Source organism: Microcoleus sp. LAD1_D3 (assembly GCF_036702135.1).
Classification (GTDB): domain Bacteria; phylum Cyanobacteriota; class Cyanobacteriia; order Cyanobacteriales; family Microcoleaceae; genus Microcoleus.
This window is the reverse complement of the sequence record NZ_JAUBSB010000003.1, coordinates 211599-225595: the sequence shown is the minus strand read 5'-3', so window position 1 is coordinate 225595 and position 13997 is coordinate 211599. Positions and strand designations below refer to the sequence as shown.

General features: G+C 45.2%; 16 protein-coding genes. 14 read left to right on the top strand and 2 right to left on the bottom strand.

Features of this window, described 5'->3' with window-relative positions; translation table 11 throughout:
* The 3 genes from QUA74_RS02920 to QUA74_RS02910 all read left to right on the top strand — a co-directional run.
* The coding region (locus QUA74_RS02920; protein WP_333324772.1) for a transposase at positions 1-623 on the top strand (623 nt) is incomplete at its 5' end.
* Positions 624-837: 214 nt separating this feature from the next.
* Complete coding sequence (locus tag QUA74_RS02915) at positions 838-1572, top strand: DCL family protein (protein ID WP_333324770.1); 735 nt, start codon at positions 838-840, stop codon at positions 1570-1572.
* The gene (locus QUA74_RS02910) at positions 1565-1831 is read left to right on the top strand and encodes a hypothetical protein (RefSeq protein ID WP_333324768.1); all 267 of its coding nucleotides are present in this window, start codon (positions 1565-1567) and stop codon (positions 1829-1831) included. The genes QUA74_RS02915 and QUA74_RS02910 overlap by 8 nt, the downstream gene beginning before the upstream one ends.
* 214 nt (positions 1832-2045) lie before the next feature.
* On the opposite strand, the gene QUA74_RS02900 is transcribed toward QUA74_RS02910, so the two are convergent.
* Complete coding sequence (locus tag QUA74_RS02900; RefSeq protein WP_333324766.1) at positions 2046-2816, bottom strand: TerC family protein; 771 nt, start codon at positions 2814-2816, stop codon at positions 2046-2048.
* 338 nt (positions 2817-3154) lie between these two features.
* Between QUA74_RS02900 and psaM the strand changes: the two genes are divergently transcribed.
* Complete coding sequence (gene psaM / locus QUA74_RS02895; RefSeq protein WP_190660159.1) at positions 3155-3250, top strand: photosystem I reaction center subunit XII; 96 nt, start codon at positions 3155-3157, stop codon at positions 3248-3250.
* Positions 3251-3535: 285 nt separating this feature from the next.
* Positions 3536-3952 carry a slr1601 family putative cell division protein gene (locus tag QUA74_RS02890; protein ID WP_333324764.1) on the top strand — a complete coding sequence of 139 codons (417 nt, stop codon included), beginning with the start codon at positions 3536-3538 and terminating at the stop codon, positions 3950-3952.
* A gap of 221 nt (positions 3953-4173) precedes the next feature.
* On the opposite strand, the gene ctpA is transcribed toward QUA74_RS02890, so the two are convergent.
* Complete coding sequence (gene ctpA / locus QUA74_RS02885; RefSeq protein ID WP_333324762.1) at positions 4174-5412, bottom strand: carboxyl-terminal processing protease CtpA; 1239 nt, start codon at positions 5410-5412, stop codon at positions 4174-4176.
* Between the two features lie 588 nt (positions 5413-6000).
* Here ctpA and petB point away from each other — a divergent pair.
* From petB to QUA74_RS02840, 9 genes are all read left to right on the top strand, one after another.
* Positions 6001-6669, top strand: a complete 669-nt coding sequence (petB, locus tag QUA74_RS02880) for a cytochrome b6 (protein WP_015174799.1) — start codon at positions 6001-6003, stop codon at positions 6667-6669.
* Positions 6670-6852: 183 nt separating this feature from the next.
* Positions 6853-7335: a cytochrome b6-f complex subunit IV gene (gene petD, locus QUA74_RS02875; protein ID WP_333324760.1), complete on the top strand. Its 483-nt coding sequence runs from the start codon at positions 6853-6855 to the stop codon at positions 7333-7335.
* A 153-nt stretch (positions 7336-7488) separates the two neighbouring features.
* Entirely contained in the window at positions 7489-7620 is a 132-nt protein-coding gene (locus tag QUA74_RS02870) for a hypothetical protein (RefSeq protein WP_333324758.1), read from the top strand.
* Between the two features lie 23 nt (positions 7621-7643).
* Positions 7644-8984: a PIN domain-containing protein gene (locus tag QUA74_RS02865; RefSeq protein ID WP_333324755.1), complete on the top strand. Its 1341-nt coding sequence runs from the start codon at positions 7644-7646 to the stop codon at positions 8982-8984.
* 56 nt (positions 8985-9040) lie between these two features.
* Positions 9041-9247 carry a type I restriction-modification system subunit M N-terminal domain-containing protein gene (locus tag QUA74_RS02860; protein ID WP_333324753.1) on the top strand — a complete coding sequence of 69 codons (207 nt, stop codon included), beginning with the start codon at positions 9041-9043 and terminating at the stop codon, positions 9245-9247.
* 75 nt (positions 9248-9322) lie between these two features.
* Positions 9323-9619 (top strand): hypothetical protein, encoded by a 297-nt coding sequence (locus QUA74_RS02855; RefSeq protein ID WP_333324751.1) that lies wholly within the window; start codon positions 9323-9325, stop codon positions 9617-9619.
* Positions 9620-9944: 325 nt separating this feature from the next.
* The gene (locus tag QUA74_RS02850; protein ID WP_333324749.1) at positions 9945-11306 is read left to right on the top strand and encodes a cytochrome 450; all 1362 of its coding nucleotides are present in this window, start codon (positions 9945-9947) and stop codon (positions 11304-11306) included.
* Positions 11307-11565: 259 nt separating this feature from the next.
* Positions 11566-12111, top strand: a complete 546-nt coding sequence (locus QUA74_RS02845) for a hypothetical protein (protein ID WP_333324747.1) — start codon at positions 11566-11568, stop codon at positions 12109-12111.
* Between the two features lie 364 nt (positions 12112-12475).
* On the top strand, positions 12476-13633 hold the full coding sequence (locus QUA74_RS02840) for a matrixin family metalloprotease (protein WP_333324745.1): 1158 nt from the start codon (positions 12476-12478) through the stop codon (positions 13631-13633).
* Positions 13634-13997 lie beyond the last annotated feature (364 nt).

The window sequence follows — 13997 nt, the reverse complement described above, 5'->3', positions numbered from 1 at the left end:
CAGTTTGCATTGATGAAATGACAGGTATTCAAGCAATTGAACGTAAAGAGAAAGACTTACCATTGCGACCAGGTAAAGTTCAACGACGAGAATTTGAGTATATCCGTCATGGCACACAGGCATTAATTGCCAACTTCGATATTGTGACAGGTCAAGTTATCTATCCGACTTGTGGAGACTCACGAACTGAACAAGACTTTGCCCAAAACCTATCTGCTCTGCTCTTGAGCGACCCTGATACCAAAAAGTGGCATTTAATTATGGATTGCCTCAATACTCATCAGTCTGAATCTTTGGTTCGCCTTGTAGTTGAATTGGAAGGATTAGAAATTGATTTGGGTGTTAAGGGTAAAAGTGGCATCCTTCAATCAATGCAAACACGAGCAGCCTTTTTAAGTGACCCAACGCATCGAATTGTTTTCCATTACACGCCCAAACACTCATCTTGGCTTAATCAAATTGAAATATGGTTTAGTATCCTTGTCCGTAAGCTGCTCAGACGGGGAACTTTCACGAGTACCAATGAACTAAAAAACCGGATATTAGATTTCATCGACTACTTTAATCGAACTATGGCAAAGCCCTTCAAGTGGACTTATAAGGGTAAAGTATTAGCGGTTTAGTGGGTATTCTATTTTCGCCGAGCTGTACTAGTATTTTATCCTGTTTCTAGCAAGGCAAGAGTAAAAATAAGTTAATAGTTGGGATTCAATCCAGTCAAGCAAAACTTTCCATTATATCATAAAATTATTTTGCAAGAGGTCTATTATGATCTATGGTACCACATCTGCGAGATAATTTAAATTATACCTCATAGAAAACTGGTAGGGAGTTTAAATGGCAAGGCAACCAATTGTTCTCAATGGAATAGAGTTCAAATCCCAAAAAGATGCTATTGAACACTTCAAAAATATGTTGGAGCGCTATCGAAATGGTCAAACCATAGCAGGTGATGATCGCGATATTTTACTGGCTCTTCTGGATCGCCATCCTGAAGCAGATAAAAAGATTGGATGTGGTGTAAAACGTTTGTACAAAGATAGAACAGATATGCCGACAAGTTGCTTTTGGATAGAAAGAACAGATGGCTCTCGAACGGATTTTTCTTATCGAACAGCGATTTATGCTAAAGGAAAGTCTCTTTATCAAGAATTTTTAGAAGCCTGCCGTGCCATTGTTGAAGATGATCTGCGGGTAACTAAAAAAAGATACTTTGAAAAGTGTGCCGATCAGGAGGGAAAAGTTGAATGCGATATTACTGGCGATAAGGTAGCTATTTATGAGAGCCATCTTGACCATAAAAAACCATTGACATTTCAGGTTATTGTGAACACTTTTATTTGCGCTAATGATATTGAAATAAAACCTGAAATGTTGTTGATGTTCCAGGATGCCCAGTTTCAAACAACTATGATCGATCAACAGTTAAAGGATAAGTTTCTACAATATCATCATAAAGTGGCGCAGCTTAGGGTTATTAAAGCCGAACAAAATCTTAGTCTTGGCGGATCTGAGAGAATTCGGAAGAGCCGTAATCCTGTATTGATTCCTAGGGAACTTGTAGGTGACTGACGTATCACATCCCTGTTGGAGTGGATTGACTCAGATTTCTGGTGCATCGCGAAGTTTTCTGGCAGCCACTCAACAGGAAGGTTACATTTTTTCCCGACACGTGAATGCGATCGCCCGCAACTCCTTCTCATCCCTCGCCCTCTTTCCCTGTCCTCAAAAAATACAGCCACCACCGAGGCTCAAATCAGATCCGGATCGATCGCCAATATGCCGCCAACCCCCTCAGCAACCAATTCCCCTCGCTATCCCACCAGTCTAACCATTGCTGAGTTTGATTTTGATAAATGCCTTCCCATAGGCCAAATTGTACTCCCATGAGTTCGATCGGCTAGTGAAGGAAAGGATATTACAAAATAAAAGCCTTTCATCCCCAGACTAAAGTCACCGGGATGAAAGGCTTTTGCACGTTTTGACCAGCCTTCAATCTTGTTGGTTTGACAGATTTAAGCTAATTTTATTCAGATGAAAGTATGTTAAATTTCGGATTTTTGTCCTTGCGATTCCGGCACAGCAACTTCTGAATCCGGCTGATTGAGAGCCATTTCTAGAGATTTTGCAATCTCGACTGGCTCGGGAGTACGCTTAGAAAATCCCCAGACAAACATCAAGACGATACTGGAAACTAGCAGCCATTGCGGAGGAACTAAATTTGGATCAATTACTTTCACCAACAACCGCATTCCCACGAACCCAACTGTGATGTAACCAGCACTTTCTAGGTGAACGAATTCATCCAGCCAGCGGATGAACAATCCGGCCATGAATCGCAGGGCAATAATTCCAATAGTAGCGCCTGTTACGACGATAAAAGTGTTGTCAGAAACAGCGATCGCAGTAGTAACGCTATCCAATGAAAACGCTAAATCCGTAAAAGCAATCATGGGAATTGCTTGCCACACAGTCGCAAACCTGGGCCCGTGATGTTCTCCTTCGGAGTCTGTCTCTGAAGTAAAATGTTGGAAAACAAGCCACAGCAGGTAGAGAGCACCAAGCAGTTCAAACTGCCAGTATTGGATCACCCAGGTAGCCGTTAAAATTAGGGCGATCCGCAGTACAAAAGCAATTATCAAACCAAGGTTGAGAGCCTTTTGCTGGTCCTTGGCATCTTCCAAACCTTTAGAAATAGACGCCAGGGCGATCGCGTTGTCAGCCGAAAGTACAGCCTCCAAAGCCACCAAAACCAACAATAATAAAAAGCCGTCAACTCCAAAATTGGGTGAAGCGTCGAGAAATTGATCTAGCATTAACTATTTTGTGCACCTAAAAATGGCAAGGGTCGAGCGCAGCGCAAATTACCCGCTCTGTCTAACATTAGTGTCACCTTCACTTAAATCTTAACCTAACGCGGTAATTCTGTGGGAGGCGATCGTCCGAACAACGTCCGAACGAAGCAGTCCCCGGAAACAAGGAAAAATTCTCCCCCTCCGACACTCAAAAACAGCGCCACTGGGCCACTGCGCCACTGGACCACTCCCCCCCGGACGCAGCATTTGTGTTGCAAGTTGTAACAAATGATTCCCAAAAGTGCCAATTTGTCTCAAATTGGTGAAATATCGTGCCCGCGAAAAGGAGTTTTGCGAATATGTCTTTAACAGATACCCAAGTCTACGTAGCGCTCGTAATTGCTTTGATTCCCGGAATCATGGCTTTCCGGCTGTCAACTGAACTGTACAAATAGTTTCCAGACACCAGTTGCGAACCGCAAAACGCCTGCCTGAACAGTTAAATCTCTCGCTTTACAGATACAGACAATTGCTGCCCCAGTGCAGTAGATTGTTTGTGTTCAGCAAGACGACACTGCAAGGGCAGGCATTTTTATGGGAAAATTCCGTCTTCAGGGGTCACCTTTGTCTCAACAATTTTGGCTGTCGGCACCCTGACAAACAGCGGCGAGTGTGCGTTAAGCTCAGAATTTGCTCTGTTGAACTCTAAAACGTCAGTCTCAGGTATTTGAAAAAAAATTATGCAAGCGATTCAACCCCCCGTTACCCCACTGCGTCCTGTAAAAAACCCCCCTCGGGTTACTCCTCGTCGCAGCAGCAGCCGCCAGCGTTCTTATCCTCACCAAACCCTCGCGGCCGAAACAGGCGTCAAGTTGGCAGTCAACATGGTACTTTCAGTCTGTGCCACTTCTGCTTTGCTTCAGCTTTGGCCTCACTACCGGGCGGTGCAAGAAAAATTGCACGAAATCCAAGCTGAAGTCAATCTTACCCAAGAGCGAGTAAATCAGTCGCGATCAGACTTTAACCGCTACTTTGACCCTAGTCTGGCTAAAACTGTGATGCAAGAGCAAAGCAACCAAGCTGACCCGCAGCAGCGTCAGGTGATTTTGCAAGAAGCCGATGTACCCGAAGCCGAGGAATCAACCCCCCAACCTTAAGGGAACAGCAGCTTTGGGTTTTGATATCACGTCCGATAGCATCGTTTTATGTCATTGCTTCGCACAGCGAAGAATGACAGATGAATCTGTCGGACGTGATATCACTTTTGAGTTAAAGAATTTTTAGGATGATTCTTGTCTGTCCTTGCGAACGAAACGCAGAGACAGACTTAGATATATGTATTGACGCCTGCTGCAAGCTCAAAACTTCAAACTCAGGCTTATACTGACTTTGCCAGCACGGTTTTTTCTTTCAGTAGTTGCAGTGCAGCTTGATATTGCAAGTCTGCTGCGGTGCCAATCTGATCGCGCGCGATGGGTTCCAAAGGCACTACGCGATCGGGCGAAATGCCCAGCTTGTTAATATCTTTATGGTTCGGTGTCTCGTACTTAGCAACAGTCACGGCCAACCCAGAACCGTCAGACAAATCAAACAACGACTGAATCAGCCCTTTGCCAAAAGTCTTTTCTCCTACCAGTTGAGCTCTGCCGTTATCTTGCAGCGCACCCGCCAAAATTTCGCTAGCACTGGCAGTTCCCTTGTTCACCAAAACAATCAGCGGATCGTTAGTTAGGGCTTGTCCAGAGGCTTCAAAACTGCCGAGAATGCCTTGTCGGTTCACGGTGTAGACGATCGTCCCGGAATCGAGCCACAAGCGGGCAATTTCAATCCCTGCTTGCAACAGTCCGCCCGGATTGTTCCGTAGGTCTAGAATGTAGGCGGCGGCTCCTTGTTTTTCCAAGCGGTCGATCGCGCGAGCGACTTCCTCAGTGGCGTTAGCGCTGAATTGACTCAAGCGAATGTAGCCCAGCGGCAAATTCTGGGCCCCCGATTGCAATTCGGCGTAAACCGGATTCAGAGCAATGCGATCGCGCACTAACTCAATTTCCTCAGCAGCGTCCCTTCCCTCGCGCCCCAAGGTCAAGGTAACGGCAGTGCCGATGCGGCCGCGCATTCGAGTTGCTGCTTCGTCTAGGCTCAATTCTGAGGTAGGAGTGCCATCAATTTTCACAATGCGATCGAGGGGTTGGATGCCAGCTTTATCCGCCGGTGAGCCGGCCAAAGGAGCCACCACTGTCAGGGTATTTGTCTGGGGGTCGATCGCAATTTGCAGCCCCACACCCGTCAATTCTCCCGAAGTGTTAACCTGCAAACTGCGGTACTGTTCTGGTTTCAGCAGTCGCGTGAACGGGTCGTCGAGATTCGCCAGCATCCCCTGGATGGCCGTGTAAGTCTGCTGTCTGTCGTTAAGCGGTTGCTTGACAGCTTTTTCGCGAATCGACCACCAGTTTTTAGAGTTGAATTTGTCGTCCACATAAGAGCGATTGACAATTCGCCAAGCTTCGCTCAAAAGCTGCTGTTCTGGAGTTAGGGCCGCCGCAGGCCCGGCCCACGGGCCTAGAACTAGGGCGACTTGGAGGAAAAGTAAAATAGCAATCTGGAAAACTCGTCTGTGCATGATTTTTCTGTAAAAGATAGGCAAGTATTGCATCTCCTGTATTTTAAGTTTGTAGGCTTTTAAGCTTTTGCGCCTTTAACTCTCCCCAAGGCATTCGGCATTCGTCAAACGTCCGCCGCGAACAAAAAATTAGTTTAACGTAACATTAAATCGCAAAATGAGTGAAGTTTTATCATAAATATTAAAATTTACGCCCCAGCGAGCCGGTGGCAGGCTCGGACTTTGCTTCTGGGCTCTGGTCTTGGCTCTATGCCAGCTTGGGGGGGATGTTGAGCTTGCAGAAAAGGGTATTTGAGACTCGGCAAAAGCATCGCTCGCGTGAAAATTGCACGGCAATTATGTTACATTTTTTATCACAGTCTGGAATTTGATCGGGCAACGCCAGCGAGTAGGGACAAGCCACCGCTTAGTTTCCCAGGGCTTGCAGGCGATCGCACAATAGAGTTCCTTTCGTCAGCTCCAAATTTAAAAAATAGCCTCAGGCATTTGCTAGTAAAAGCAAGCTGCTCGGCGCGGGGCGACAAAAAACCTTGTGGCTGCTGCCCTGAACCTCAACCACAGCAATATTCTTTTAGGAATTCTGGCTCCATGTTTTCTAAACAAATCACCGACTCAAAAACCTACCAGTGGTTTGAGGAACGCCTGGAAATTCAGGCGCTCGCCGACGACATCACTACTAAGTACGTACCCCCGCACGTCAATATTTTCTATTGCTTGGGCGGAATTACTTTAGTTTGCTTTCTGATCCAGTTTGCCACCGGCTTCGCCATGACTTTCTATTACCGTCCGACGGTAGCAGAAGCTTTTTCTTCAGTGCAATACCTGATGACTGAAGTCAACTTCGGCTGGCTGATCCGCTCCATCCACCGCTGGTCTGCGAGCATGATGGTGCTGATGATGATTTTGCACATCTTCCGGGTTTATCTGACAGGCGGCTTCAAAAAGCCCCGCGAATTAACCTGGGTGACAGGAGTAATCTTGGCAGTCATCACTGTTTCTTTCGGCGTGACCGGCTATTCGCTGCCTTGGGATCAAATCGGTTACTGGGCGGTTAAAATCGTTTCCGGTGTCCCCGAAGCTATCCCGTTTGTCGGTTCTTTGATGGTTGAACTGCTGCGTGGCGGTGTCAGCGTCGGTCAAGGTACTTTGACTCGCTACTACAGCTTGCACACTTTTGTGTTGCCTTGGCTGATTGTAGTCTTCATGCTGGCTCACTTCTTGATGATTCGCAAGCAAGGTATCTCTGGCCCGTTGTAAGTTTTGAGTTGTGGGGGCGGTATTTTTTTTGCCCCCCGCTGAATTGTGAGTTGAAAATTCAGAATTCATCACTCATGATATTTATTTACGGCTAATACTTCCTGCGATCGCGCCGCTGATTCAAACTAACGAATACAGCGGAATGGCAGGCCCGGGTAAAACTAAAAGGAGAACACTCTCACTATGTCTATTCTCAAAAAACCAGATTTGAGCGATCCAGACCTTCGCGCTAAGCTCGCTAAGGGCATGGGTCACAACTATTACGGCGAACCAGCTTGGCCTAATGACTTGCTCTACGTTTTCCCTATAGTCATCATGGGAACGATTTCTCTGTGCGTGGGTTTGGCTGTACTAGACCCGTCTTTGGTTGGGGAACCTGCTAATCCTTTTGCTACTCCGCTGGAAATTCTGCCGGAATGGTATTTGTGGCCTGTGTTCCAACTCCTGCGCGTTTTGCCTAACAAATTGTTGGGTATTGCTTGTATGGCTGGTGTTCCCGTTGGCTTGATTTTGATTCCGTTCATCGAGAATGTTAACAAGTTTCAAAATCCGTTCCGCCGCCCGGTTGCTACTACTGTTTTCCTCTTGGGAACTGCGGTAACTTTGTGGTTGGGTATTGGTGCTATTTTCCCGATCGACAAATCTTTCACACTGGGTCTTTTCTAAGATTTAAGTTTGCTTGATTTTGACGCCTGCGGGTTTCTTCTAAAGTGCTTTTGTACTGGTGGGAAACTTTAGCGGGCGTCATTTGATTTTAGATTTTAGATTTTAGATTTGGGATTTGGGATTTATGCTCAAGGTAGGCCGCAGCAGTTGGTAATGCCAGCATCTCTGAAGGTGAAAGCGGTTGAGAAGTATGGCAACGTGCGGGAAATTGCTGGCTTATTTGGCGGAGCAGATAAATTGAAGCAGGCAGTCGAGCAGTTGCAGAGTTTATTGTATTCGGTTTAGGAGAAGTGAAAGGAGTTGTAATAATGTCCGCAGAACAAAAACCAATTTGTGTGGTAATTGATGCAAATATATGGTTGCAAGACTCTAATCTTTTGCTGAGAACTGCTATAGGTTCGGCGTTAATTTATATTCTAAAAATAATAAATGGTAAAATAGGCTTGCCTTCAGTTCTTGAAGAGGAAATTACTAGAAATACAATTGCGAAAGGAGTAAAAGCGACTGAAGAAATCAAGAAAAATTTTAAAAGCATTTCAGTAATTATGAGGTCTCACTCTCCCTACAAAGTCCCCGATGAAGCTGAAATAAAATCGGCTGTTCAGGCAAGAATCACAGAACTAGACTCGTTATTTCATAGAGTTGATTTTACATGGGAACACGCTCAATCAGCGTTAAAAAGAATTAACGAAAAATCGCCACCAAATAATAACAATCAACAGTTTAAGGATTCTGTTATTTGGGAGGCAATTTTAGAATTACTGAGTTCATACGTAGTGCATTTTGTCACCAAAGATGAGGCTTTTTATAAAGATAGAAAACCTAAAATAAATAGCATTGCAAAGAACTTACTATCTGACTGTAATAAACGAGGAGGAATTGTTTGTATTTATCCAGATATGGCATCATGCCTCAAAGTTATTCAAGAAGATGTACCACCTCTTGATTTAAATAGTCTAATGGTAAAAATTGATAGTTATATAATAAATTCTAAATTAGTAAAAAGGGATTTAGCTCTGGAAGTTGGGTTTGAAGTCGGTTGTGTAGCAGTAGACCTATCGTCTGTTTCGCCCTTCTTTACAGAAAATCAAGAAGAATTGGCGTTAACTTTTGAGCTTTGTTACCAGTGTTATGATGTAGAAAATACTGGGATCGATGAAAGGAGTAATGCTGTATTAAAAGTCAAAGGAGATTGCTTGTACAAAATTGATAACCAGGTTATTTCTGATATAGACATGGATTTTCAAAGAATACGTTGGGATGAATCAAACGGAGAATTGGGCCGACGCGGTGCTGTCTATCTTTCTACAATGAAAGATAGCCATCAAATTCAACATACGTTTAGAGAATCCATTGATTTTATGAAAAGTCCAAATTTTACGGAAAAGGAGCGAAGTGAATGGGTACTTAATAACAATGCTAATTTTTGGGAAAAATATAATGAGAAAGAAAAAGAAATATTAGTAATATTTTTAAATAAATATTCTAAAAAAGGAATTATGGTGTTTCGTCATATTGTCGATTCAATTGGAAAATATCCTGAATTTGCTGAGTATGGTGATGCAAGTCAAATATTAACACTGTTTGGAGGTCAAGAAAATTTAGAAAAAGCACTAAATCAATTACAAAATCTTTTGTACTCAGTCTAATAGATATTTTCTAAGAGTTCTATTTCTAAGTTTGATTACTTTAATTTTCTCTCAAAATGCCCAAACGCACTACATCTCAAACCAATAAACCCGTCACCACCGCTCAACCTCTCGAAAGCGTGATAAAATCTGCGCCTGACATCATGCGGAAAGAAAAGGGAATGAATGGGGAATTAGACCGTTTGGCCCAATTTACTGGGATTCTATTTCTCAAGCTTTTAGATGATGTAGAAAAGGTCAGAGAAGAAAAAGCCTTTTTATAGGGAAAAGTTGATAAGTACAAGCTGCTGATTGAATCGCCTTACCGCTGGCGTGATTGGGCTGCTAATGATGAGGGGATGAGCGGCGATGACTTGCTGAAATTCATTAACAATGATGAGGTGACGCTGCGGGACTGGACAAAAAGCCCTGGTTTATTCGCTTATTTGCGGAGTCTTCAAAGTGCAACAGGGCGCGATCACAAAAAAGAAGGCACTAAAGATTTGCTTTCTCTAGGCAACAATCTTACTTTCTCCCAACTGTCAATAACTCAAGAAAACAGTGCAACCTTCATCCGTTTGTCAGCAACCGGAGAAATTTTAGCTGCTCTGAATGGGGTGTCGTCCAGTCTAATTAATGTCGCCGATTTTGGCTAAATTTAATAGCAAGTAGTCGCACATAACTACGGTTTATGTGCGGCTCTCAAAGATGGGGGCTAATACTTGAGATTCAGAAAGTAGATATACTTACCAGAAATTGTTAAAAATTCCACTCAATCTCCGGAAAAAGGCTAGACTTGAGCGCAGACATATTCAGTAAAACTATATCTATATTGCCACTGCCTTCACAAAGAAAGATGGCTATAGTTATACTTACTGATTTTGGCAATGAAGCCGGTATTCACTCCCGCTCTATTACTGCTCAATACCCTCTTGCTGCTAAATGCGAAGCGCATTATGGCGAAGGGTTCTCGGAGGAATTATGATGAACCTAAATTTAGATACTATTTTCTCATCGCTGATGAACCCGGCCCTGAACGAGTTTCAGGTTTGGGCTTTGCAAAACCCGGAAGAAAGTCTCAGCAAAACGATGTTACCGCCGATCGCCCTGATTGAGGGTTTGATTGCCAACGAACCCACCTATTTGCCACTAAAAAGGCTGGCTTTCGGAGCCAATTTTTGCTGCGCGGGGCAAGTCGTGATGGGAGAGTTTGACACGCTGGAAAAAGCACTCACATCGCCCCAGGCGCGCGGATGGCGGCTTGGTACTTCTGTACTCGATTCCGATCGCGCGCCCAACCAAGATGTCGGCGGCAGAAACCTTTTTCTACTGTCTTTGTCCGATCGCGAAACTGATAGTAGCAGCAACCACGCAGCATTCCGAAGCTGTATGCAGAAATATCTCTTCAACAGTGCGACAACGGATCGCCAGGGAGACGAAATCAGCAGACGGTTGCTCGATCGGCTAGCTGCCGATTATGCCGAGATGTCGCACGGTGCGGGGGGAGCGTTTTTTACCGATGTCAAGCGTGGTTGGATGGGATTTTTAGTCCGATATTTGCACTACGTCATCTTTGGGATTAATCCAGACGATTCAGAGTCGATCGAACTCCTCACCGAATTACATTACACCCGCCAAAGCCCGCTGCACTACTTCGCCGTCATCGGCAACCTGCTGCAAAGCCTGAACCTGTTTGGACACGGGGATTTGTCCACTCTAATCGAGCGTGCAGCGACTATCTATGAAAATTCCCCAGCTTTAGCCGACTTCGAGGAGAGCTCGGAAAACAACGCCATGACTAAACGGGAATTGGCGAAGCTGATGACATCGATTATGGGCATAGCGGGACTGCAAGGCCCCCTGCACCTAGGCAACACGGCAATGGGACACCGCCCTCTCCCCGCCTATAAAGGACAGCAGACGGCCCAAATTAACCCGACTGATTTTTGGGACGATCTCGATTTGGACGATCGCCAGTCGATCGAGCTCTTCCTCCTGGAATGCGCCCGCCTCTGGGCCCCCGTCAGCGCCACCCACCGAGTCGCGACAGAGCCTTTCACCGCAACGGTAGCGGGCAAAGAGCGCACTTTCCCCGCCGGAACCAAGGTACTGATACCGCTCAGTCTGGGGCTGCTAGACGGGAGTTTCTGGGGCTCTACGGTATACGAATTCAACCCTAAGCGGGAGAATCTGTGCCCTTTTCACATGGGTTTTAATTCGGTGGGCGATCGTAGCGCGGGACGGATTTGCCCCGGTAAAGACATCGCACTCAAGATGCTGGTGGATGTCGTGAGTACGGTAGGCAAAGTGCGTCGCTCGCCGGAGCCGAATTGGCAGGGGTAATTAATCCAAAAGCTCGCATCAGACAGCGGTTGAAACTGAGATATTACACAATTCTCAAGAACAGGCAAGATGCCTGTTCCACAAGACATCAAGTTTCTTGTGGGGTGTCCCGCCCGCCCTTGAAAAACTTATTGGCAATGGTGCAACATCTCAGTTGAAACCGCACGCCACACAAACGAAGTCCGATCGATCGACTAAGAAATCAAGGGGGTATCTAATAGGAAACCAAAACACAACTATTTTGAGGATAAATAATACCATGTTAATCGAACAAAAGCAACTAAAAGACATCACGAATTGGATGAAAGTAGCACACCCAGCGGAGTTACCCGAAGTCCTGCAAGGTATATTTTTTATGGACGGGAATGTTTTACCCGACCATTGTTTGACGATGTACAGTTCAGACTGGAATGCTGACGAACGGACGTTATTGCTGCGCGTTTTTGACCCTGTTATCTGGACATTTCATTCATCAATGGCGGGACGGATGTTACTTTATTTAGTCAAATTTTCTCGGATCACTTACTTGTTCCGATTCTCTGATGCAACTTTGCAGCACGCACACATCACGCCGATAGTGTTTGGATGGTCTGTGCCGCAGTGGCTTGTAGATTTTTTGATCGATCGAGATCCGAACACTCCGAATGGAGATCTCTGGCATCGCACAAACTCGTTTTTCGGCAGACCTGCTGAGAAGGGATATATACTCCGCAGGATTGTAGACAAAAATGGCAACTACACGTCAGCGTTTCCAGATATGCTGTCTAAAGTTGACAGTGATTGTTTAATCATTGCCAAAGAGTGAAAATATTTACAAAAACTACAAAACCCCCTTAATTAAGCGGGTTTTGTCGTCGATCGAAGCGGGGGGGGTTTGAACCTACGACCCCCACTAGGCCAAGTTTGATATGATAGCCTATAAAGGCTATGCAGTAAGCTGTCGTAGGCTATTGTCAATTATTGATATCAATACTTTGGATAGTGTTTGATTGCCAACCGTAAAGCTCGACAGCTCGCATTTATCTAGGTCATTGTTGACATGATTGCAGTTTCTCTTTCCTGAATCTACTGTGTTCCCACTTGATTCAGGTAGATGAAAATAAACATTCTCAAAATAGCTGGTTCTGGGGACTTAAAGTCTCTAGTTATTCACTTTGGAGGAATTTGTCATGACTAAAATTTCACAAATCGACTCTTATCTAGTTGAGCAATTACTAAAACGCATCGAACAACTTGAAGCTAAGCTCGGAATCAAAGTTGGTTTAGATGGCGTCGAATCAGGTAAAGAAGCACAACATTTTTGTGCTTTGCCCAAGGTTCCTCCACGCACTTTCGATCCGAGCGTGTCGCCGGAGCGTGCTCGTCTAATACGGTTAATCGGGAAGAAGTGGGTTAACGGTACAAAATTACGTTATTACTTTTTTGAGAGTGGTCCCAATTCAGGCGGGAATGAACAGAAGGAGATTGTGCGGCAGGGGTTTGAGGTATGGAAGAAGGTAGGGATTGGTATCAAGTTTGAGGAGGTTCGGAACATCAGCGAGGCAGAGATACGAATCGGCTTTGTGCAAGGGGATGGAGCCTGGTCATATCTTGGCCGCGATGCGCTCGATATTCCTAAGCAAGGCGAGCGAACCATGAACTTCGGCTGGGATCTTCGGGCTGATTCCCGTGGGGTAGATGTCCCTGTTCACGAGATAGGCCACGCTTTAGGTTTCCCTCATGAGCACCAAAACCCGTTTGCAGGTATCATATGGAACGAAGAAGCCGTTTATAAATATTTTGCTGCTGCTCCTAACGAGTGGGATCGAGATACAACTTTTTATAATGTGCTCCAAAAGCTTGCAGTAGGAGAAGTGGAGGGGTCAAAGTGGGACCCCAACTCAATCATGCACTACGCTTTTGCAGCGGGACTCATTGAGAAACCTGTGGAGTACCAGAACGGATTAAAGCCGGCTGGCGGACTTTCTGAGCAGGATGTGTTGCAGGTACGATTATTCTATCCCCCGCTTGATGACTCGAGTTATACAGAACTTAAACCCTTCCGTTCGGAGATTCTATCCCTCGCACCTGCTGAACAGAAAAACTTTGCGATCAACCCCTCTGCTACTCGAAGCTATACAATTGGAACCTTCGGAGAAACAGATACAGTCATGGTTCTTTTCGAGGATCAGAGTGGTGATCTGAAATATGTTGCTGGTGACGACGACAGTGGCACAGACTTGAATGCACAAATCAATGTTCGGCTTTATAAAGGTCGGCGGTATGTGCTGAGAATTCGCTTATACTCTAACTTGGCTGGTGGCGAAGCTTCAGTGATGCTTTGGTAAGGGCTGCCACAAAATTTTAGAGAGAAAAGCGATTTCTCAAAGTAGTGCATGACCAGCCGTAGGGTATATGGGGCAAGCTATTTTCTATTTTGTCTTTTTTCTCCCAATAGAAAGCGGGTAATTTGGTCATCAAGCAGCAGGCTGTGCGCGAGGAAGGCGGGTTTGGGCTGATTGGGGTCTGAAACGAGGTACAGCAGGTTGTGGTGACTTAGGGGGGCAGAGAGCCTCCTGTCTTCTTGCTCAAAAGTCCAATTTCTAGCTTGGTTGCCAAAGTGAGATGCTCCCCAGGTAGAACACGGCGCTGTGTAACCGAAAACGATATTACTTCTGGCTCATCAGAATTTATTTGCCATGATTATACAGC